At 56.4% G+C, this 20966-nt stretch carries 19 protein-coding genes; 6 read left to right on the top strand and 13 right to left on the bottom strand.

The genetic code is table 11. The features are described 5' to 3' along the window. Positions 1–31: 31 nt before the first annotated feature. From ACUTSU_RS15065 to rppH, 8 genes are all read right to left on the bottom strand, one after another. A complete protein-coding gene (locus tag ACUTSU_RS15065) occupies positions 32–385 on the bottom strand; it encodes a prepilin-type N-terminal cleavage/methylation domain-containing protein (RefSeq protein WP_261110397.1) in 354 nt (117 codons plus the stop codon). Then, positions 375–821, bottom strand: a complete 447-nt coding sequence (locus ACUTSU_RS15060; RefSeq protein ID WP_445651920.1) for a YgdB family protein — start codon at positions 819–821, stop codon at positions 375–377. The genes ACUTSU_RS15065 and ACUTSU_RS15060 overlap by 11 nt, the downstream gene beginning before the upstream one ends. Then, positions 818–1396, bottom strand: a complete 579-nt coding sequence (locus ACUTSU_RS15055; protein WP_445651921.1) for a prepilin peptidase-dependent protein — start codon at positions 1394–1396, stop codon at positions 818–820. The genes ACUTSU_RS15060 and ACUTSU_RS15055 overlap by 4 nt, the downstream gene beginning before the upstream one ends. Further along, a complete protein-coding gene (locus tag ACUTSU_RS15050) occupies positions 1384–1890 on the bottom strand; it encodes a prepilin peptidase-dependent protein (protein WP_445651922.1) in 507 nt (168 codons plus the stop codon). Before ACUTSU_RS15050 ends, ACUTSU_RS15055 begins: the two co-directional genes overlap by 13 nt. 199 nt (positions 1891–2089) lie before the next feature. Next, positions 2090–2884 carry a thymidylate synthase gene (gene thyA / locus ACUTSU_RS15045; RefSeq protein ID WP_445654346.1) on the bottom strand — a complete coding sequence of 265 codons (795 nt, stop codon included), beginning with the start codon at positions 2882–2884 and terminating at the stop codon, positions 2090–2092. Between the two features lie 7 nt (positions 2885–2891). Next, entirely contained in the window at positions 2892–3764 is an 873-nt protein-coding gene (gene lgt, locus ACUTSU_RS15040) for a prolipoprotein diacylglyceryl transferase (RefSeq protein WP_445651924.1), read from the bottom strand. Positions 3765–3956: 192 nt separating this feature from the next. After that, positions 3957–6203, bottom strand: coding sequence for a phosphoenolpyruvate--protein phosphotransferase (ptsP, locus tag ACUTSU_RS15035; RefSeq protein ID WP_445651925.1), 2247 nt, complete (start codon positions 6201–6203; stop codon positions 3957–3959). Between the two features lie 12 nt (positions 6204–6215). Continuing rightward, on the bottom strand, positions 6216–6743 hold the full coding sequence (gene rppH, locus ACUTSU_RS15030; RefSeq protein WP_012146527.1) for an RNA pyrophosphohydrolase: 528 nt from the start codon (positions 6741–6743) through the stop codon (positions 6216–6218). A gap of 696 nt (positions 6744–7439) precedes the next feature. On the opposite strand from rppH, the gene mutH reads away from it, so the two are divergent. The 4 genes from mutH (at position 7440) to ACUTSU_RS15010 (ending at position 10564) form a co-directional block, all read left to right on the top strand. After that, positions 7440–8126, top strand: a complete 687-nt coding sequence (mutH, locus tag ACUTSU_RS15025; RefSeq protein ID WP_445651926.1) for a DNA mismatch repair endonuclease MutH — start codon at positions 7440–7442, stop codon at positions 8124–8126. Between the two features lie 95 nt (positions 8127–8221). Next, positions 8222–8938, top strand: a complete 717-nt coding sequence (locus ACUTSU_RS15020) for a TerC family protein (protein ID WP_445651927.1) — start codon at positions 8222–8224, stop codon at positions 8936–8938. Between the two features lie 168 nt (positions 8939–9106). Next, the gene (locus ACUTSU_RS15015) at positions 9107–9325 is read left to right on the top strand and encodes a YgdI/YgdR family lipoprotein (RefSeq protein ID WP_445651928.1); all 219 of its coding nucleotides are present in this window, start codon (positions 9107–9109) and stop codon (positions 9323–9325) included. Positions 9326–9523: 198 nt separating this feature from the next. Continuing rightward, entirely contained in the window at positions 9524–10564 is a 1041-nt protein-coding gene (locus tag ACUTSU_RS15010; protein WP_445651929.1) for an NADP(H)-dependent aldo-keto reductase, read from the top strand. Positions 10565–10604: 40 nt separating this feature from the next. Here the strand turns inward: ACUTSU_RS15010 and lplT are convergent, their stop codons facing one another. From lplT to ACUTSU_RS14995, 3 genes are all read right to left on the bottom strand, one after another. After that, positions 10605–11801 (bottom strand): lysophospholipid transporter LplT, encoded by a 1197-nt coding sequence (gene lplT / locus ACUTSU_RS15005; RefSeq protein WP_445651930.1) that lies wholly within the window; start codon positions 11799–11801, stop codon positions 10605–10607. Further along, positions 11801–13954 (bottom strand): bifunctional acyl-ACP--phospholipid O-acyltransferase/long-chain-fatty-acid--ACP ligase, encoded by a 2154-nt coding sequence (aas, locus tag ACUTSU_RS15000; protein ID WP_445651931.1) that lies wholly within the window; start codon positions 13952–13954, stop codon positions 11801–11803. Before aas ends, lplT begins: the two co-directional genes overlap by 1 nt. Before the next feature lie 444 nt (positions 13955–14398). After that, positions 14399–16657 (bottom strand): molybdopterin guanine dinucleotide-containing S/N-oxide reductase, encoded by a 2259-nt coding sequence (locus tag ACUTSU_RS14995; protein ID WP_445651932.1) that lies wholly within the window; start codon positions 16655–16657, stop codon positions 14399–14401. A 219-nt stretch (positions 16658–16876) separates the two neighbouring features. On the opposite strand from ACUTSU_RS14995, the gene galR reads away from it, so the two are divergent. Beyond that, positions 16877–17896, top strand: coding sequence for an HTH-type transcriptional regulator GalR (gene galR, locus ACUTSU_RS14990; RefSeq protein WP_445651933.1), 1020 nt, complete (start codon positions 16877–16879; stop codon positions 17894–17896). On the opposite strand, the gene ACUTSU_RS14985 is transcribed toward galR, so the two are convergent. After that, positions 17893–18348 carry a GNAT family N-acetyltransferase gene (locus ACUTSU_RS14985; protein WP_445651934.1) on the bottom strand — a complete coding sequence of 152 codons (456 nt, stop codon included), beginning with the start codon at positions 18346–18348 and terminating at the stop codon, positions 17893–17895. The genes galR and ACUTSU_RS14985 overlap by 4 nt on opposite strands. Before the next feature lie 153 nt (positions 18349–18501). Here ACUTSU_RS14985 and ACUTSU_RS14980 point away from each other — a divergent pair, with 153 nt between their 5' ends. Next, positions 18502–19512, top strand: coding sequence for a LacI family DNA-binding transcriptional regulator (locus ACUTSU_RS14980; protein WP_445651935.1), 1011 nt, complete (start codon positions 18502–18504; stop codon positions 19510–19512). 112 nt (positions 19513–19624) lie between these two features. Here the strand turns inward: ACUTSU_RS14980 and lysA are convergent, their stop codons facing one another. Further along, a complete protein-coding gene (lysA, locus tag ACUTSU_RS14975; protein ID WP_445654345.1) occupies positions 19625–20887 on the bottom strand; it encodes a diaminopimelate decarboxylase in 1263 nt (420 codons plus the stop codon). Between the last annotated feature and the right edge of the window lie 79 nt (positions 20888–20966).

Below are 20966 nucleotides of genomic sequence, written 5' to 3'. Positions count from 1 at the left end.
GGAGCTCCCTTAAAACAAAATATCTGCCGGTTCACTGACGCTTGCAGTACCAACGACTGAGTTCCGCCCACTGCCGTTGGGGCGTTTGTATTCTTACCGTCAGCCGTTGGCAGGCGGCTTGCGGAGTGCTTAACCCGGTCTGACGCTGCCATCCGGGGGACGGAAGCGGTAGCCCAACATCAACCCGCCCGGTAGCGGCGAAAACTTCCAATTGCTGATGCGCCAACGACCAGGCCTGTCGATACTGCCACTGACGCTGAAACGACTGCAACAGCACCTGATGATACTGTAACAACCCCAGCAGCGACACCGCGAACAGCAAAGCGGCAATCAACACCTCCGGCAGGCTGAAGCCCCGCTGACGCCATAGCTTGCTACTCCGCACAGTCAGCCTGCTTTTTTTCAGGGCAAAAATCCAACCAGCCGCCGGTTTCCGCTCTTAGTCCGATGTCGCCCCCTGAACCATCAGGTTGGGTTCGTTGATATAACCGCAACGGTTCCCCACGGCTCACCTGCGCATCACCACGTACCAGCACCATGCCTGCCTGAGAGGATAACTTTGCACAGGCCCGCAATTCGCCGGTTTGCTGGCACCACCAGCCGTTGGCGGCGAGCCTGCCGCGTGGCCAGGACTGCGCAACACCCCAACTGAGCCCCGAAGCGGCCTGATTGTAAGCCTGTAAATAATGCTTCTCGTCGGCAGCCAGCAGCAAAGCACTGTCCAACTGGCGATGCTGGGCATTCAACAGCATCAGCCCCATCACCAGCAGCATCATCACTGCCGCCAGGGTGCTGCCTCCCCGCTGCCCACCAGCGCTCATGGCAGCGAGGCCATATTAACCGCCCACTGCAGACTGCGCCGTATACCGCCATCCGCTTTTGAACGGCCACTCAAGGTCAAGGTAACCCAGCGTTTACCACTGTCGCCCGCCTTCACCTTGACGCTGAAGGCTTCAATGCGTACTTCGTCGTTATCCAGGAGACGCTCCCAGCCAGTGCCATGGCAGTGTCTCACCCCACGTTGCCCTTCCAGCCGACCTTGCCGTAAACGGTAACCGAAGTATCCAGCGTCAGCGCCGAGAGTTTCCCAGCGCCCGTTGCGGGTGATGTCATAGGCGACTATCACGCAACTTCCCACGGCCTCCCCACCCACTCGGCCAATCAACAAGGGTTGCCCCTGGCACTGACCGACACAGAAACCGGCGCGGCGTAGATCTTTCTCAATGCCAAAGGCTAACTGCCGCAGCACCGACTCCAGCCGATAATGCCGGCCAACATCGACACTATGCTGGCGTAATACCGGATAAGTTTTAGCCGCCGCCAACGCAATCAGGCTGCCAAACGTCAGCGCCAGCATCACCTCCGGCAAGGTAAAACCACGTTCTAGGGCTGGCATGTCGCAATTCCTCTTATGCTCACGCCTTCACTGCATAGCCGTAGCCGCCCCTTGGCAGACAGCACCAACCGCAGGCTACCAGCGCCATTGCGGAGCAAGATATGCCCGGCCTGCGCATTGTTACGCAGGCCATAAAACCCCATATCCTTTTGAGTAAAACCCGCCAGTTGCACGTCCCGATAGCCGGGGCTGAACACATCATCGCCGAGCGCTGTACAATCCACTGGCGCCTGGCCGCTGCCGATGCACCAGGGATCGCCGGTTTTAAAATCCAGCAATGCCGTGCGGTTGCGCCAGTTGGCATCCGCCTGTAACCGGGTGAGAAATGCCAGCAGTTGCTGCGCGGTATGTTCCAACTGCAGAGCCTGTTGATAATGACGCCAGTGGCTAACCCCCCAACCAGTCAGCAGGCCTGCCAGGGTTATCACCACCAGCAGCTCAATCAGCGTCATCCCGCGCTGGCCATCAATGTTGAAAGTCATCTTGTCATTCATGGCGGCCAGTGTAACCCGGGGCAGCGCAGGATAAAGACGGAGTTACCCGAGCTGAAGCACGCCACGCAACCTTTCTATGAAACTGACGGGCGAAACCAACAAAATGCGAAGCAGAACGCAGAAACAACCAAGACGGGATCGGCAAAAATAAACAAGGGCGCAACGAGTGCGCCCTTGGGGATCAATCATCGGGTAAAAATCAGATGGCAACCGGTGCCTTGATGGCGGGGTGCGGATCGTAACCTTCGATTTCAAAGTCTTCGAAACGGTAATCGAACAGCGATGCCGGTTTGCGTTTGATCACCAGCTTCGGCAAGGCACGCGGTTCACGCGTCAGCTGCAGCTGGGTTTGTTCCATATGGTTGCTGTACAGATGGGTATCGCCGCCGGTCCAGACGAAATCACCCACTTCCAGGCCACATTGCTGCGCCATCATATGGACCAACAGCGCATAGCTGGCAATGTTGAACGGCAGGCCGAGGAACACATCGCAGGAACGCTGGTACAGTTGGCAAGACAATTTGCCATCCGCCACGTAAAACTGGAAGAACGCATGGCACGGTGCCAACGCCATCTGATCCAACTCCCCCACGTTCCAGGCTGAAACAATGATACGGCGCGAATCCGGGTCCTGCTTCAGCTGGTTCAGCACGGTAGTCAATTGATCGATCTGACGACCGTCCGCCGTCCCCCAGGCACGCCACTGTTTGCCATATACCGGGCCAAGACTGCCGTTTTCGTCGGCCCACTCGTCCCAAATGCTGACGTTGTTTTCCCGCAGATACGCCACGTTGGTATCGCCATTCAGGAACCACAGCAATTCATGGATTATCGAACGCAGGTGACACTTCTTGGTAGTAACCAGCGGAAACCCTTCCTGCAAATTGAAACGCATCTGGTGGCCGAATATCGACAAGGTGCCAGTGCCGGTACGGTCGGCTTTAGGGGTGCCCTCGGCGAGCACTTTGTTCATCAAATCCAGATACTGTTTCATTTGTTCCTCACGACAGTTGTTGCTGTGGGCGGCGACGATACGCCCAAATCATCATAATAATACCGGCCACCACCATAGGAACTGACAGGATCTGCCCCATGCTGATTACGCCGTCAAACAGGCCGAGCTGGGCATCCGGCTGGCGGAAGGCTTCGACAATAATACGGAATGCACCATAACCAATCAGGAACAGGCCGGAGACGGCCCCCATTGGCCGCGGTTTGCGGATAAACAGGTTCAGAATGATAAACAGCACCACGCCTTCAAGCAGCAGTTCATACAGCTGGGACGGGTGACGCGGCAACACGCCGTATTGGTTCAGGAGCGGCAGCAGTTGCGGATCGGCGGCGGCAAGCGCCACGTCTTCTGCACGCGAGCTTGGGAACAGCATCGCCCATGGGGTATCGGTAGTCACACGGCCCCAGAGCTCACCGTTGATAAAGTTACCCAAACGGCCGGCACCCAGACCGAACGGGATCAGCGGGGCGATGAAATCAGAAACCTGGAAGAAGGTGCGTTTGGTGCGGCGAGCGAACCAGAACATCACCAGGATCACCCCCATCAGACCGCCGTGGAATGACATGCCGCCATCCCAGACTTTAAACAGATAGAGCGGGTTCTCCAGGAACAGCGGCAGATTGTAGAACAGCACATAACCCACGCGACCACCGACGAACACACCTAGGAAACCGGCGTACAGCAGGTTCTCTACTTCATCCTTGGTCCAGCCGCTGCCGGGTTTGTTAGCCCGGCGTACCGCCAGCCACATGGCAAAAACAAAGCCAACCAGGTACATCAGACCGTACCAATGCAGAGAAACCGGGCCGATAGAGAAAATCACCGGATCAAATTTAGGAAACGCCAGATAGCTATTGGTCATCTATCACCACAACATGTCTATTATTCTTCCCCATCCGGGGGCGGCAGGTGCCAAACGCGGTGAAACTCAGCGGGAACACTATTTTTCCGTGGCTTTCAACGCAGTTGAGGAAGCGGATAATAGCATAAGCTTAACCGCCTCCGGACTGGCACGCCGGGAAAAGTTCTGTAAAAAAATCAGTCAGCCCGCGGCTTACTTGCCGCCGCGGATCAAACCGCCCATACCACGACGCTCCATAAATGCCGCCACCTGGTGGCGCACTTCGGTGGTCATTTGGGCGTTAAGCACCCGCTGGGTCAGCACTTCGGCATCGGACAGCTCAATATGCCGCAGCAGATATTTTATCCGCGCCACGCTGCGGCCGTTCATGCTCAGGTTGCGGTAGCCCATCCCCACCAGCAGCAACGCCCCCATAGGGTCGCCGGCCAGTTCACCACACAGGCTGACCTGCAGCCCGACGGCCCTGGCCTGAACGGCTATCAGCTTCAGCACCTGCAACATGGCAGGATGCAGGCTGTCGTACAGTGAGGCCACCCGGGTATTGTTGCGATCTACCGCCAGCAGGTATTGGGTCAGGTCGTTGGTCCCCACCGAAATAAACTCAACGCGCCCGGCCAGATGCGGGATCATGAAGATCATCGAAGGGACTTCCAGCATGATGCCCAATTTGGGTTTGGGGATTTCATACCCCAGCACCTCTTCCACTTCCCGCCCTGCGCGGTCGATCAACCTGCGTGCTTCGTCGATCTCCTCCAGGCTGGTGATCATCGGCAACAGTATGCCCAGATTGCCAGTTCCGGCATTGGCACGCAGCATGGCTCGCACCTGGATCAGGAAGATCTCCGGTTGATCCAGGGTAATGCGGATGCCACGCCAGCCCAGGCACGGGTTTTCTTCGCTGATCGGCATATAAGGCAGTTGTTTATCGGCACCGATATCCAGCGTGCGTAGCGTCACTGGCTTATTTGGATACATCTGCAACATGCCCTGATACTGTGCGACCTGCTCCTCTTCAGAAGGGAAACCGCTCTGTAGCATAAAAGGAATTTCGGTACGGTATAGGCCAACGCCATCAACCCGCCCGCCCAACAGTTTTTCATGTTCCGGGCTGAGGCCGGCATTAAGCATCACCTGAACTCGCTCACCGCTTTTAAGCTGGGCCGGTTGCTCAACGTCATCTTCCGCCAACCTGCTTAATTCCAGCTCTTCGCTGATCAGCCGTTGGTATTCCTGCACCAGCACCGGTTCGGGGTCGACCAAAAGTTCGCCGCGATAACCGTCGACAATCAGCAGCCGCTGGCTGAGTAGCGCAGGCTGAATATCCGCGCCCATCACCGTCGGTACGCCCATCGCCCGCACCAATATGGCTGCATGGGAGCTGGCAGCACCGTCGCGCACCACCACGCCGACCAGCCTGTCCTGCGGCATTTCAGCCAACAGTGTCGCGGTCAGCTCATCGGCTACCAGCACAAAGCGCGCCGGCCACTGGGTAGCGCCCTGGGTGGTGTCATCGAGATGGAATAGCAGACGCTGGCCGAGCGCGCGCAGATCGCTGGCGCGCTCACGCATATAGGTGTCTTGCAGGCTGGCAAACTGAGCGGCAAAGACTTCGATCACCTGTTTAACCGCCCATTCCGCCACAGAACCGGCATCAATCTCGGAAAAGAGTTCGCGCTTGAGGCGAGCATCGTTGAGCAGGTGAGAGTAAAGATCGAAGATCGCCGCGCTCTCTTTTTGCGAGCTGGCGGCAAAGCGCTTGCTGAAACGGCGGAATTCCGCACCGGCTTCTTCAAGTGCCTGAGTCAGGCGTTCGCGTTCGCTGGCGGTATCGAGCGTCGAGGCTTTGTAAACCTGGTCGAGAGACGGCTGACTGCTGTCCTGCCAACCTTCCGCTACGGCGACGCCCGGCGATGCCGCCAGTGCACGAATGCGCGTCTGACGATACTGGCCAAAAATGGCGTTAAGCTGTGACTGCAAGAGGATCCCGGCCATTTGTGTGGCCAGGGTCACCATGAAGGATTCTTCGCTTTCGTCAAACTGGCGCAGCTCACGCTGCTGCACCACCAATACCCCCAGCAACTGGCGACGATGAATGATCGGCACGCCGAGGAAGGATCGGAAACGATCCTCTTTCACCTGGGGAATGTATTTGAAGCTGGGGTGGCTCTGCGCGTCTGCCAGGTTAATCGGCTCCGCAAGGCGTCCGACCAATCCGACAATGCCTTCATCAAATGCCAGTGCGATAGCGCGCCCACGCGGTTTTTTTAACCCGCGTGTCGCCATCAGGTAATAGCAGCGGCGGTCGTTGTCCGCCAGGTAGATGGAACAGACTTCTGTATCCATTGCCAGACAGGTTTCATTGACCAAAAGATCCAGCGCATCTGTCAGGCTGGCCGCCGCGGCCACCTTCTCAACAATTTCTCGCAAGCGCGTGAGCATAGTCGGCTTAACTTAACCTCTCTTCCGGCGATAAGCGGGGGTCTGCCGCTGTGCTGCCTGCTCCTGCATCGGCATCACGGTGACGGCGAATTCTTTCATCACCCGGCGGTAAACGTCGCGTTTGAACGACACCACCTGGCGCACCGGATACCAAAAACTCACCCAGCGCCAGCCGTCAAACTCCGGCGTGCTGCTGCGTTGCATATTGATATCAGCGTCATTGCACATTAACTGCAACAGAAACCATTTCTGCTTTTGGCCGATACAAACCGGCTTTGTGTCCCAACGCACCAAACGTTTTGGCAATTTATAGCGCAACCAGTTGCGGGTTGAGGCCAGGATACGGACATCCTTTTTACTCAGTCCCACTTCTTCGAACAGCTCACGGTACATTGCCTGTTCTGCGGTTTCACCAGGGTTAATCCCACCTTGGGGAAACTGCCAGGAGTGTTGACCGTAACGGCGAGCCCACAGGACTTGCCCCTGACGATTACAGATTACGATACCAACATTCGGGCGGTAGCCATCATCATCGATCACCGGACTACCTCGATAAGCTTAAATTCGCATAGATACCCTGATTGTTTCACACAAGCTACAGGCGGTAAACCACTGCTTTGCGGCGCTGCAAACCGGATAACATTGGGATAACTCACAGATAATGGCAAAGTTATAAACATGCGGAAGGATTTACACCGGGTTTTATTCACTTTTTCTGTGGATAGGTATGTGAAGAACTCAAGGGATAAGCCGGTAAAACTCTGGTGAGCCTAAAAACCCCGGAAATATAAAAATCAAATTAAATATTTAAAAACATATACATATACAACCCTAAGCAGCCCTACACAGAGCCAAAACGTGATCTATGTCCGTTTAGGATCTTACCCTGGTGAAAGATCCACCAACGTCGTTTTTATCCACAGATTATCCGTATGAGTTACGCACAAAACGGACAATTTCGCAAAAAAGTGCCTGCGTCAAGGCTGTAAATCGAACCAGTGATCGGTAAAAATTTGGGTTATCCCATAAATCTGTGGATAAATAGGTGTAAGATCCTGTTTATTGTCGGTGGCTACAGGTGCACAAGCGTCAGTCGGAATTTTTCCTTTACCGGGGGGGAGAGAAAAAGTCATGGAAAATCATGCTACTATTATTCTTTTCCCCAGTCCTTTCCGGCCAAAGTTCTCTGTGGACAAATACAGTACGTTTTTCAACCAAATCTAACAGGCTTGTATTATGGCGTTTTTCTCTCCTTTGCCCCCTCCTCCAGAAAACGAACAACAGCTGTTTGAAAGAGCACAACGGCTTGCCGGCTGTCATCTGGGCGAACTGGCCGAAGGTGCGCGGTTGGCTATCCCCAGGGATCTGAAACGTGATAAAGGCTGGGTTGGCATGCTGCTGGAGCAGTATCTTGGTGCCATGGCGGGCAGCAAACCGGAACAGGATTTCCCCGAGCTGGGCATCGAGCTAAAAACCATCCCGATAGACGCCGCCGGCAAACCGCTGGAAACCACCTTCGTCTGCGTAGCCCCCTTAACCGGCAACAGCGGTGTCACCTGGGCCAGCAGTCATGTACGCCATAAGCTGGCGCGGGTGCTGTGGATCCCGGTAGAAGGCGAGCGACAAATCCCGTTGGCGCAGCGCCGTATCGGCTCACCGCTGTTGTGGAGCCCAAACGCCGAAGAAGAAGAGATGCTGCGCCGCGACTGGGAGGAACTGATGGATTTGATCGTGCTCGGCCACGTAGAGCGGATCACCGCCCGCCACGGTGAAGTGCTGCAACTGCGTCCCAAAGCCGCCAACAGTAAGGCCCTGACCGAAGCTATCGGCGAACAGGGTCAGCCAATCCTTACATTGCCGCGCGGCTTTTATCTGAAAAAAAGCTTCACCGGCGCATTATTGGCAAGACATTTCTTAGTTTGACCCCTTTTGTTTAGGTGGCGTTTAGCTAACAGTGTCGCTGTCTCAATAAACGCGTATAATTCAGCCTTTGTTTTTTATTAAGGTGTGGCTCGACAATGTTTGAGTGGATTATGGATCCCAATGCCTGGTTAGCGTTAGGTACGCTGACCATTCTTGAGATCATTCTGGGTATCGATAACATCATTTTCCTTTCGCTGGTGGTGTCCAAGCTACCGAAAGCGCAGCAGAACAAGGCTCGCCGCATCGGGCTGGCCGGCGCAATGATAATGCGTCTGGGGCTGCTGGCCTCTATCGCCTGGGTGATCCGTCTGACCCACCCGCTGTTTAGCATCATGGACCACAGTATCTCGGCACGCGATCTGATCCTGCTGCTGGGTGGGCTGTTCCTGATTTGGAAAGCCAGTAAAGAGATCCATGAAACCATCGAAGGTTCAGAGGAAGAACACAACACGAAGGTGCACGGCTTCTTTGGCGCCATCGTGCAGATTATGCTGCTGGATATTATTTTCAGCCTGGACTCGGTGATTACCGCGGTAGGCCTGTCCGACCATCTGTTTATTATGATGGCGGCGGTGGTGATTGCCGTTGGCGTCATGATGTTTGCCGCCCGACCTATTGGCGAGTTCGTTAACCGCCACCCTTCGGTGAAAATGCTGGCGTTGGCGTTCCTGATCCTGGTGGGCTTCACCCTGATGCTGGAAAGCTTCCAGATACATGTACCGAAAGGCTATATCTATTTTGCGATGTTCTTCTCAATGTCGGTCGAAGCACTCAACCTGATGCGCAGCAAGAAAAATACCGTCTCTGAATAATTCCCCACGGGAGTGCGCGCCAGCCACTCCCGTTATTATTTTCTGCAGCCCTGTTTCAATGTCACTTTCCCTTATCAAGATAAAGATTTATCCGAAACACGACGCATACATATTTTGCTAATCTTAAAAGAAGCTTCTTTTTTGCATATATAACTGAGGATCCGCAGGATGAAAAAGTGGGTAATGGCAGTGTCTGCGTTGATCATCGCCGCCGGTTTGGCGGGATGTTCCAGCGATTACGTGATGGCAACCAAAGACGGCAATATGATCCTGACTCAGGGTAAGCCGGAGATTGATAAAGATACCGGCCTGATCAGCTATAAAGATGAAAAAGGCAACAGCCGCCAAATCAACGGCGATCAGGTTTCACAGGTTATCGAACGTTAAACTCCCCGTCGGCTATCGCTCTCGTATTGCGTGATAGCCTTCCCCGCACTTAATCCACTTCCCCCATCTTCTCGGCTTGGTTATAGTCGGCAAAGGCGATATCACCGCCTTGCGGGTTGTTTGCCACAGCCTGCCATTTGGCTCCTGTTTCACCGGGCGGTTCAGCCCGTAAGCGCTAACATGAAAGGAAGGCCGTTAATGCAATACCACCGTATTCCCCACAGTTCTTTAGAAGTGAGCGTGCTGGGACTGGGCACCATGACCTTTGGCGAACAGAACAGTGAAGCCGATGCCCATGCGCAACTCGACTATGCATTAGCCGCTGGCGTCAACCTGATCGACACCGCAGAGATGTACCCGGTACCGCCTCGTCCTGAAACCCAGGGGCTGACCGAGCAATACATCGGCAGTTGGATCAAGGCACGCGGCAACCGTGAGAAGCTAGTGCTGGCCAGCAAGATTGCCGGGCCGGTGCGCGGCACCGACAGCAGCATTCGCCCACAGCAGGCGCTGGATCGCAAAAATATTCGTGTCGCGCTGGATGCCAGCCTGAAACGACTCAACACCGATTATCTCGATCTCTACCAACTGCACTGGCCACAACGTCCAACCAACTACTTCGGCAAGCTCAATTATCAATACACCGACGATAAAGCTACCGTTACGCTGCTGGAAACTCTGGAAGCGCTGACCGAACAGGTGCGTGCCGGTAAAATCCGCTATATCGGGGTGTCTAACGAAACGCCATGGGGCGTAATGCGTTACCTGCAACTGGCTGAAAAACACGAGTTGCCGCGTATCGTTTCGATTCAAAATCCCTATAGCCTGCTGAACCGCAGTTTTGAGATTGGCCTGGCGGAGATCAGCCAGCACGAAGGGGTAGAACTGTTGGCCTATTCCAGCCTGGCATTCGGCACCCTGAGCGGCAAGTATCTCAACGGTGCCAAACCGGCCGGTGCGCGCAACACGTTATTCACGCGCTTTAACCGCTACTCTGCGCCACAAACTCAGTTGGCGATTGCCGAGTATGTCGCATTAGCTAAAAAGCACGGGTTGGATCCGTCGCAGATGGCACTGGCGTTTGTGCGCCAGCAGCCGTTCGTTGCCAGTACTCTGCTGGGTGCAACCACGCTGGAACAGCTGAAAACCAACATCGACAGTTTCGATGTGGTATTGAATGAAGACGTACTGCAGGCGTTGGAAGAGATCCACACCCGCTTTACTATTCCGGCACCATAAAAACACGGGGCGCAGTTCAAAACCGCGCCCCGTTCGTTATTTATTTTGCCCACCGCTGCGACAGCCACAGCGCGCTAATCGCCAGCGCAAACACTACGCCAAAACCAATCCCCACGCCGACCACCGGCACACTGACTTTAACGGCCAGCGAATACAATCCGAGCATCAGCAACATGGCGGTGTTCTCCCCCAGGTTCTGTACCGCGATCGCATTGCCCGCCCCCACCGAATTTTTGCCCCGTTCCTGCAACAGCGCATTCAGCGGTACCACAAAAAAGCCGCCCAATACACCGATAATCAACAACAGCGCATAAGCGTTAAACAGAGTGGTTTGCAGCGCGAATATCGCCACCGCCACGCCGATCAGGATCCCGGCAGGCATGCAGCGCTTCACCGTCTCCAGCGTGACGAAACGCGCGGCAGCCCCGGCGCCTATCACTATCCCGACTGCCACCATCGCATTGAGCAACGTCGGCGTAGCGTTGTCAGCAATACCGAGTGCCACCGGCACCCACAGCACCAACAGGAAGCGCAGCGTGACCCCGGCCCCCCAGAACAGGCTGGTACCGATCAAGGAGAAACGCGTCTGTCCATCGCGCCACAGCACCACACAGGCATTGAAGAAAGCCCGTGTCATAGCACGCGGTGTCCAGGAAACGGCGGGATGTGCCGCCGGCAAGCGTGGAATATACAAGTTGGCTATCACCGCCGCAGCGTAGACCACCGCACACACCGCCAGCGCCGCCACAATGTGCCAGTCGGCCAGTATGCCGCCGGCCACCGAACCAATCAGGATCGCGGCGATGGTGGAAGCCTCCATCAGGCCGTTGGCCTTGACCAGCTTTTCACCGCTGGTGATTTCCCCCAGAATGCCGTACTTGGCAGGTGAATAGGCTGCTGCCCCTACGCCCACCAGCGTATAGCCGAGGAACGGATTAAACCCGAAGCAGATCACCAACGCACCAGCCAGTTTCAGGCCGTTGGCCACCATCATCACCCGCCCTTTGGCGAAGCTGTCGGCGACCTGGCCGACAAAAGGCGCCAGGATTATATAGGTGGCAACAAACGCCATCTGCAAAATCGGTTGGCTCCAGTCGGGGTAGAGCTGTTGTTTGATCAACGCCAGCGTGGCGAACAGCAGCGCATTGTCACCGAATGCGGACAGAAACTGGGCGCAAATGACGGCGATCATACTGCGCGAAAGCAAAGGTGAAACAGTAGGCAACGTCGGGTTCATCAGGCAATCTCCGGCTGTTCAGCCATGTTACGCAGGGTCACAAAGTCCGGCTTACCGCTGCCCAGCACCGGTAAGGTTTTCAAAAAACGGATATCACGCGGTACCGTCAGTTCAGGGCTGCCCACTTCACGCGCCACCTTCAACAAAGCTTCACGCGTGATGCCGGCGTCGGTGGTAAACAGCACCAGCGCCTCGCCCTTGCTGCTATCGCTTTTTACCGTGGCGGCGTGCTGCGCTTCCGGCGCGATACGCTGCGCCAGCAGTTCAACGCTTTCCAGCGAGACCATTTCACCCGCCAGTTTGGCAAAGCGCTTCACCCGACCGCGGATCACGCAGTACCCCTGCTCGTCCAGGGTGACAATATCGCCGGTATCGTACCAACCCGGCTGCAGGTTGCCGTGTTCATCTTCCGCCGCCGGTGGCTCTAGTTCGCCCGGACGTTCCACCCGCAGATAGCCTTTCATGATATTAGGCCCCTTCAACTGCAGACGCCCGCCGTTATCGATGCCTGGCACCTTCATCAGCCGTGCCTCCATGTTCGGCATAATACGGCCGACGGTACCCACTTTGGCCGCCAGCGGTACGTTGATCGACACCACCGGCGCGCATTCAGTCACACCATAACCTTCCAGAATACGGATGCCGTATTTGTCCTGATAAATCTGTTTGGTGTTGTCCGCCAGTTTTTCCGCACCGGCAACCACATAACGCAAACGGGCAAAATCATACGGGTGAGCGAAACGCGCATAGTTATTGAGGAAGGTCGCGGTGCCGAACAGTACGGTGCAGTTACGGTCGTACACCAGCTCCGGTACCACACGGTAATGCAACGGGCTGGGGTAAAGGAAAATACGGCTGCCGGTCATCAGCGGCGTCAGCAGACCGACCGTCAGGCCGAACGAGTGGAACAACGGCAGCGATGACATAAAGCGGTCACGCGGGGTGAAATCGGCGATGGTACGGATCTGTTCAACGTTGGCCAACAGGCTGGCATGGGAATGTACCACGCCTTTCGGATTGCCCTCCGAACCCGAGGTGAACAGGATCAGCGCCGCATCGTCAGGCTGCTGTGGCAGCATGGCCCGTGTCGGTTGCAACAGATGGCGCAGGATCCACAACTTGTCCGCCAGAGTCACCGTATCTTTCAGATCCTCCAGGTACACCCAGTTGGCCTCCGGCACCTGCTCTGGCAAATGGGTCAGCTTGCCCTTTTCCAGAAACTGGCGCGACGTAACGATAGTTTTGAGGCTGGCGGCGGTCATGGCGCTTTTCAGGCCTTTGGAACCGGCGGTGTAGTTGAGCATCGCCGGAATGCGGTTGCGCAATGAAGCGCCAAAAATAGCCGCTACGGTGATGGTCGTATTCGGCAATAACATGCCGACATGTTCACTCTCGGCGGTAAAGCGTTGCAGGATACGGCTGACGCCCAGCGCTTTCTTGATCAACGTCCGGTAACTGTCCTCCTTGAAGTTAATATCCTCGATGCACGGCTTGCTTCGACCATAACGGTGCTGCGCCGCCAACAGAGCCTGAAACAGGGTCTGCGGCTCACGGGTATCCATCCGCGCCTGCATCATGATCTGGTGCAGCCGATCCCCGGCCAACGCACGGCGATCGCGGGCGCGTGGCGCTACCGGCATCGGCAACGAGGTCGGCGGTAAAATACGGATGCTGATCTGCGGGAACCAGCGGATCTTGAACACGCCGGCCATGCGGCCAAAGGGGCTGAACTCGGCACCATCGAGCCGTATCGGCACCAGGGTCGCCCCAGATTTGGCGGCGATAAACGCGGCACCGTCATAAACTTTCATCAGCGAACCGGTAACGGTAATGCGCCCTTCGGGAAACACCACTACCGGCCTGCCCTGTTCTACCGTGCGCACCAGTTGCTTGATGGCCATGGGTTTGGTCGGATCGAGTGAGACGAAGTCGATATAGGGCCGCAGCCAGCGCATAAACCAGCGATCGCCAATGCTGGCGTAAACGGCAAACACCGGTTTGATCGGCAAAAACAACGCCAGCAAAACGCCGTCGAGGAAGGAGATATGATTGGGCGTAATCAGCAGCTTTTGCTGGTCGAAATGCCGGACGTCGCCCTCGACACGTACCCGGAACAGCAGGCGGAACAGCACCCGCAGTATAGAAAAGATCATGCCCTTCTCCCCTTGGCCAAGATGAGCGTAAATGGTTGTAGGGAAAAGAATACTATATGGCAGGCAAAAAAAAACCTACGCATCCGCGTAGGTTGGTGCAATTGAAAATGGCTTCAACATACAGAGTATGCTGATTTCTCACCAATCAATACCTCTGGGACGTTCAATTTACCCGTGCCGGCAAAAGCCAGCCAGCGGGCAATCGCAACATTGGGCCGCAAAGTGTAACCAGCTGTTTATACCCGTCGCCTTTCAAGCCGCGGCGTTGTTATCTGCTTTACAAGATCCATCCATGGGTCTTGCCCCTTCGGGGCCGCTGCAAGCAGCGTTCAAATCTGTTCCCGACAGATTTGTCGCTCATCCCCAGTTACTTACTCAAGTAAGCGCCTGGGAATGAGCGAGCTGGACGCCTAGCCGCAACTCGAAATTCATAGGGTATATTACCTATCGGGCGCTCACCTCGACCAGGCAGCTCATGGCGTTCGGCCCCTGAGTGAGCGGCGAGGTGCCGATATCCAGGGTTAATACGTTCGGATTGCCGGACTGTTCCACCTGCAGCCGCTGGCTGTCGAAGCCCGGATCAAACCAGGCGCCGGTGGCCATCAGCGCCACGCCCGGTGTAACGCCGTCGGTAATAGCGACGCCCGCCAGACAACTGCCACGCGCATTGCTGACCAACACCTCCGCCCCATCGGTAATAGCCCGTTTTATCGCATCCTGCGGGTGCATATACAGCGTTTCGCGACCGGCGGTTTTATTGCCCTGCGCCAGGGGGGCCGGGTCCATCTGACTGTGTAAACGATCGCTCGGCTGGATGGAAATCAGGTGCAGCGGCCACTCTTTGGCCTGCGGCGCTCCCAGCCATTCGACCGGCGGCTGCCACTGCGGATGCGGTGCAAAATCAGCATAACCGTAGCCGGCGATTTTCTCGCTGAACAGCTCAATCTTGCCGCTTGGGGTTTGCAGCGGATTAGCCTGTGGGTCGGCGCGGAAGTCGTCAAAGAACACAAATTCTTTTGCCGGAGCCGGCAGCTCGACATAGCCTTTACGCCAAAAATCCTCGAACTCGGGCCATTCCACACCGGTACCGGTCTGCGCCTGACCGCACTGCTGATAGATAGATTCGATCCAGGCTCGTTCATCGCGGTTTTCGGTGAACTGTTCGCGGTAACCGAGGCGCTCTGCCAGATCGGCAAAAATATCAAAGTCATTTCTCGCCTGATGCTGCGGCGCAATGGCCTGATGCATCGCCAACACGTAGCGATCGCGCGATGAACCGCCGATATCGTTACGTTCCAGCGAGGTGGTTACCGGCAGCACGATATCCGCCATTTTGGCGGCCGGTGTCCACCAGATATCCTGCACAATTACCGTATCCGGCTTCTGCCAACCCTCCACCAGCCGATTCAACTGCTGGTGATGATGGAACGGGTTACCACCGGCCCAATGCACCAGATGGATATCCGGGTAATGCAGCGTCTCGCCACGGAACGGGTAGGGTTCGCCAGGTTGCAGCAACATGTCGCAAATGCGTGCCACCGGGATCGCCAACCCGCAAGGATTAGGGCCCACCGGCATCATTGGCCCTGGCGTATCCACGCGCGGGTTGCCAACGCCGTTCATGGAACCGTGTCCGAACGAGAAACCACCGCCCGGCAACCCGATCTGGCCGAGCATCGCCGACAGAGCAATCATCATCCAATAGGGCTGTTCGCCACGGTGAGCGCGCTGAACGGAATAGGAACAGGTAAGAAAGCTGCGCACGCCAATCAGTTGCTGCGCCAGCAAGCCAATGCGCGCCGCCGGGATACCGGTGATCGCACTGGCCCATTCAGGGGTTTTCGCCACGCCGTCATCGGTGCCGCGCAGATAACGCGCCAGTTGGTCATAACCAGCACAGTGGCTATAAAGGAATGCTTCGTCCTGCGCGCCACGCCGCTGAATTTCATACGCCAGCGCCAACATTAACGCCACGTCGGTGTTCGGGCGGATCGGGATCCATTCGGCATTCACAAATGCCGGGCAGTCGTCCCGCATCGGGCTGATGTTGATCACCGGGGTACCTTTCTGCACCAGCTTTTGCAGCCACGGTTTGAGCGAGTGTTCCGCCGCGCCACCGGACGATACCTGGGCGTTTTTCAGCGCCAGACCACCAAAGGCGACAAACAGCTCGCAGTGCTCAACCACGCTCGGCCAACTGGTGACGCGCCCGGTCAATGGGGTAAAGGTGCCAATCACATACGGCAGGAAAAACTGCGCTGCGCCCCAACTGTAGTTACCCAGTTGATCAACACCGCCGCCACCGCCGAAATAAAAGCGCCGCACCAGCGAGCGCGCATGATGCAAACGCCCGGCGGATGACCAACCATAGGAGCCGGTAAACAGGCCCGAGGGGCCGTAGCGATCGCGCACGCGGCGGTTTTCCTCCGCCACCAGATCGAGCGCCAGATCCCAGTCAACTTCGACAAAATCCTCGCGGCCACGCAGCGTGCGATCGCTGCCTTCACGCTTTTGCAGCCAGGAACGGCGTACCGCCGGCTTGCGGATCCGTTTGTCGGAATAGGCCATCGGCGCGATGGAGTCGAGCATCGGGGAAGGATCCGGATCGCCTGCGAAAGGCTCACAGCGGATAAGCCTGCCATCTTCAACCACGGCGGTATACGCCCCCCAGTGAACGAGTTGCGGGTAACGTTTAATCGACATGCGGTTCTCAAACAAAATTGGATGCACAAAAGTACCATCTGCCAACCCGTGGTGCCAAAGTACAAATGGCTCTATTACTGAGCTACCCAGGTCTAAGCACAGAATAAATCGCCCATATCTGCAACAGCCGCCACAAGTTGCGATCGCCAGCGCTTGCAGCCCCGGGTTTTTTCCGCAAGACTGAGGAATGTAAGCGATTACCCAGGATGTATGACAGATATGGCTACCATAAAGGATGTTGCCAGGCTGGCGGGTGTTTCCGTGGCCACGGTATCCCGCGTAATAAACCATTCCCCGAAGGCCAGCGAAAGCTCACGCACCGCTGTGCTGGCCGCGATGGAACAACTGCAGTACCACCCAAACGCCAACGCCCGTGCGCTGGCGCAGCAATCGACCGAAACGCTGGGGCTGATCGTCTCCGACGTGTCCGATCCCTTTTTTGGCGCTATGGTCAAAGCAGTCGAGCAAGTGGCCTACGCGACTCACAACTTCTTGCTGATTGGCAACGGTTACCATGAGGCGGAAAAAGAGCGTCAGGCGATTGAACAACTGGTACGTCACCGCTGTGCAGCACTGGTGGTGCATGCCAAAAAGCTGACCGATCCTGAGTTAAGCGGCTGGATGCAGCAGATCCCGGGCATGGTGCTGATTAACCGCACGCTGCCGGGCTTTGAATCGCGCTGTGTGGCGCTGGACGACCGCTATGGTGCCTGGCTGGCGACTCGCCATCTGATTCAACAAGGGCATCAGCGTATTGCCATCGTCTGCTCCACCCACCAAATTTCCGACGCCTCAGACCGTCTGCAGGGTTATCTCGATGCATTGCAGGAGCATGGTATTGCGGTAGATGAAAGGCTGATTGCCTACGGTGAGCCGGACGAGATCGGCGGTGAACAAGCAATGACCGAATTGCTCGGGCGCGGTAAAAACTTCACCGCAGTGACCTGTTATAACGATTCGATGGCCGCAGGTGCGCTCTCGGTGCTGAGCGACAACAGCGTGGACGTACCGGGCCAAATGTCGTTGATTGGTTTTGATGACGTGCTGATTTCACGTTATCTGCGCCCCCGCCTGACCACCATCCGTTATCCGGTGGTGGCCATGGCGACCCAGGCAGCCGAACTGGCACTGGCGCTGGCCAATAACCAGCCGCTGCCGGAGATCACCAATATGTTCAGCCCGACGCTGGTACGTCGCCATTCGGTGGCCAGCATCAATAACGTTTACGAGCAGAACTAGTCCAGCTCGCGGTGATAGAGCCGCACCGGGCGGTCAGGGTAGTCCAGCGCGTCACCGATATAGTGCCAACCGTGACGTTCGTAATAGCCGCTGAAGTCACTGTAGAGATACAGCTCGTTGAAACCGGCCTGGCGGCTGTAGTCCTGCACATGCTGCTGCAGCCGCCAGCCCAGACCGCTGCCGCGCTGGCTTTCATCGATATACAACGCCGCCAGCCAGGGTGTCAGATCCTGGCGGCTGATTAAATCGCAGCGCCACAGACCGACGGTGCCGACCAGTTTTTCCCCCTGCAAGGCGATAAAAGTGATGGGCAAATCTGCTCCACGCAGCCCACTGTCCACCACACTGGCGAAAAATGCCCTGCTGTTTTCACTGCCGAACGCCCGCCATAGCCAGTCGATCACCTGTTGCCGGTGCTGCGGATAGTCCGCCAGAAGCGCAATATTAGTCATCCCGCCGTCCCTTTATTCTCGTTGCCTGAAAGCAGTCTACGGACGTTTCATCACAACGCAATCACCGCGATAAAAAGCCGCGCAGCCAAGGGCTAACCCTATGCTAGACTGAGCATTATTTGCCACAGCGGATGTTGAAGGGGTAAGCCATTGATGATCACCATGTTGGATGTTTCCATTCGCGCGGGGGTATCTAAAGCCACGGTTTCTCGCGTGTTGAATGGCACCGGCCAGGTGAAAAAGAGCACCCGCGACGCAGTGTTCAAGGCCATGAACGATCTGGGTTATCGCCCGAATTTCCTGGCCCAATCGCTGGCGAATAAAAGCTCCAACAGCATCGGGCTGGTGGTTTCCAACTTCGATGGCCCCTACTTCGGTCGCCTGCTACGCAAAGCCGCCAAGCTGATCGAGGCCAGCGGCAAGCATCTGATTGTCACCGACGGCCACGACACGCCGGAAGACGAGCTACAGGCGGTGCAACTGCTGGCCGACCGTCGCTGTGACGCCATCATCCTGTATACCCGTTTTATGTCCGAACCCACGCTAATGAAGCTGTTGGACAGCCTGCCGGTGCCGATCATGGTGATCAACCGCGATCTGCCACAAGCCCGTGCACGCTGTGTGTCCTTCGAACAGCAGGAAGCCGCCTTCCATGCGGTGGACTATTTGATTCAGCAAGGGCACCGCGAGATAGTCTGCATTACCGGGCCGATTGCCACGCCTACCGCCCAGGCTCGGTTAGCCGGTTATCGGCAGGCACTTGAGCATCACGCCATTGCCTTCGACGATGCCCGCGTAGCCTATGGTGACAGCAGCGTACAGAGCGGCCATCAGGCTGTGCGTAGTTTACTGAGTAGGGGGAGCAGCTTTAGCGCCCTGTTCGCCTGTAACGACGACATGGCGGTCGGCGCAATGAAAGCATTGCACGATGCGGGCAAACGCCTGCCGCAGGATGTCTCACTGTTCGGCTTTGACGACGAACCCAGCGCCGCCTATTTGCAGCCGGCGCTGTCTACCGTTTATCTGCCGATCGATGTGATGATCGAAGCCGCCATCAGCCAGGCTTTCCGACTGATTAAAGGGGAGGATATACAGCCACTCACTCCTTTCACCGGTGAACTGCGGCTGCGGGAATCCGTGGTACCCGGCCCCTACGCCAACTGACTTATCTGGGCGCTGCCGCCGATTGCATGCCGCGCCGCATTTCCTTCTCTGTAGTTTCCCTTCATAAGATATGATTAATGCGCGGGCGCAGCACCGAACTGCGCCCAAATCATCAGATCAATTCTAGTGCAATCAACTCTTCAATGGTCTGACGACGGCGAATCAAACGCGCTTCGCCGTTCTCAAACAGCACTTCCGGCAGCAGCGGACGGCTGTTGTAATTCGATGACATTGACGCGCCATAGGCACCGGTGTCATGGAACACCAGATAATCACCGACCTGCACCGGCGGCAGTTCGCGAGTTTCAATGCCACCACCGGCCTGTTGGGTAAAGACGTCACCGGATTCGCACAGCGGCCCGGCAATCACGGTATCGCGCAGCGGCTGATTGGCAGTATCGCGGCCATCGGCCGGCAGCAGAGAAATATGGTGGTAACTGCCGTACATCGCCGGACGCATCAAATCGTTAAAACCGGCGTCCACCAGCACAAAGTGGCGGCTGCCCATGTCTTTCACCGCGCGCACCTCGGCCACCAGCACCCCAGCCTCCGCCATCAGGAAGCGCCCAGGTTCAATCTCTAGGCTTACCGGATGGCCCAAGTGGGCGGCAATGCGCTCACGGGCACTGTTCCACAGGCCAAAATAGTGTTCGGTATCAATCGCCTCTTCACCGTACTGATAAGGGATAGACAGGCCGCCACCGGCGGAAATGGCACTGATATCCTGGCCAAGATCGATCACCTGCTGCACCATGGCATCACACACTCGCTCCAGATGCTGGTAATCCACGCCCGAGCCAATATGCATATGCACGCCAATCAGTTTCAGGCCGTACTGTTGAATTTTCTCCACCGCCTGCGGTAAATCAGCATACCAAATGCCGTGCTTGCTGTTTTCGCCGCCGGTATTGGTTTTCTGACTGTGGCCGTGACCAAAGCCTGGGTTGATGCGCAACCATACCGGGTGCTCAGCAGAAACCTGGCCCAGTTGCTCCAGCATGTCGATAGAACCGACGTTAACCGGAATTTTCAATTCGCTGACGCGTGCCAGGGTAGCGTGATCCAGCACATCGGCGGTAAACACAATCTCACTTGGCTCACCACCCGGCTGAAAACCGGCCTGCAATGCACGCTCAACCTCTCCCAACGACACCGAGTCCACCTTAACGCCCTGCTCACGCATCAGGCGCAGAATGTGGATATTCGAGCAGGCCTTTTGGGCAAAACGAATGACATCAAAATGACGCAGCTGGCTAATGCGCTCGCTAATGATAGCAGCGTCATAGGCCCATACCGGGCAACCAAAGCGCTCAGGCAAGGCCAACAGGTTAGCGGCATTAAGGGCAGTCGTCGTATCGTGTAAAGCACGTGGCATGGTGGTATCCCTGAATAAAATTTAGTGACTCTAATACCCCAATATTGCCGCACGCTTTCTTGGATGGAAAATATCTATT

It is taken from the genome of Serratia sp. NA_13, assembly GCF_052691735.1.
This window is presented reverse-complemented; position numbering and strand designations above follow the sequence as displayed.

Coding starts and splice junctions, on each gene's coding strand:
- ACUTSU_RS15010 (WP_445651929.1), top strand. CDS start 9,524: ATGCAATACCACCGTATTCCCCACAGTTCTTTAGAAGTGAGCGTGCTG.
- ACUTSU_RS14995 (WP_445651932.1), bottom strand. CDS start 16,657: ATGTCGATTAAACGTTACCCGCAACTCGTTCACTGGGGGGCGTATACC.
- ACUTSU_RS15055 (WP_445651921.1), bottom strand. CDS start 1,396: ATGCCAGCCCTAGAACGTGGTTTTACCTTGCCGGAGGTGATGCTGGCG.
- lplT (WP_445651930.1), bottom strand. CDS start 11,801: ATGAACCCGACGTTGCCTACTGTTTCACCTTTGCTTTCGCGCAGTATG.
- mutH (WP_445651926.1), top strand. CDS start 7,440: ATGGCGTTTTTCTCTCCTTTGCCCCCTCCTCCAGAAAACGAACAACAG.
- aas (WP_445651931.1), bottom strand. CDS start 13,954: ATGATCTTTTCTATACTGCGGGTGCTGTTCCGCCTGCTGTTCCGGGTA.
- lgt (WP_445651924.1), bottom strand. CDS start 3,764: ATGACCAATAGCTATCTGGCGTTTCCTAAATTTGATCCGGTGATTTTC.
- ACUTSU_RS15020 (WP_445651927.1), top strand. CDS start 8,222: ATGTTTGAGTGGATTATGGATCCCAATGCCTGGTTAGCGTTAGGTACG.
- ACUTSU_RS15060 (WP_445651920.1), bottom strand. CDS start 821: ATGAGCGCTGGTGGGCAGCGGGGAGGCAGCACCCTGGCGGCAGTGATG.
- thyA (WP_445654346.1), bottom strand. CDS start 2,884: ATGAAACAGTATCTGGATTTGATGAACAAAGTGCTCGCCGAGGGCACC.
- ACUTSU_RS14980 (WP_445651935.1), top strand. CDS start 18,502: ATGATCACCATGTTGGATGTTTCCATTCGCGCGGGGGTATCTAAAGCC.
- ACUTSU_RS15050 (WP_445651922.1), bottom strand. CDS start 1,890: ATGAATGACAAGATGACTTTCAACATTGATGGCCAGCGCGGGATGACG.
- galR (WP_445651933.1), top strand. CDS start 16,877: ATGGCTACCATAAAGGATGTTGCCAGGCTGGCGGGTGTTTCCGTGGCC.
- ACUTSU_RS14985 (WP_445651934.1), bottom strand. CDS start 18,348: ATGACTAATATTGCGCTTCTGGCGGACTATCCGCAGCACCGGCAACAG.
- ACUTSU_RS15015 (WP_445651928.1), top strand. CDS start 9,107: ATGAAAAAGTGGGTAATGGCAGTGTCTGCGTTGATCATCGCCGCCGGT.
- ptsP (WP_445651925.1), bottom strand. CDS start 6,203: ATGCTCACGCGCTTGCGAGAAATTGTTGAGAAGGTGGCCGCGGCGGCC.
- lysA (WP_445654345.1), bottom strand. CDS start 20,887: ATGCCACGTGCTTTACACGATACGACGACTGCCCTTAATGCCGCTAAC.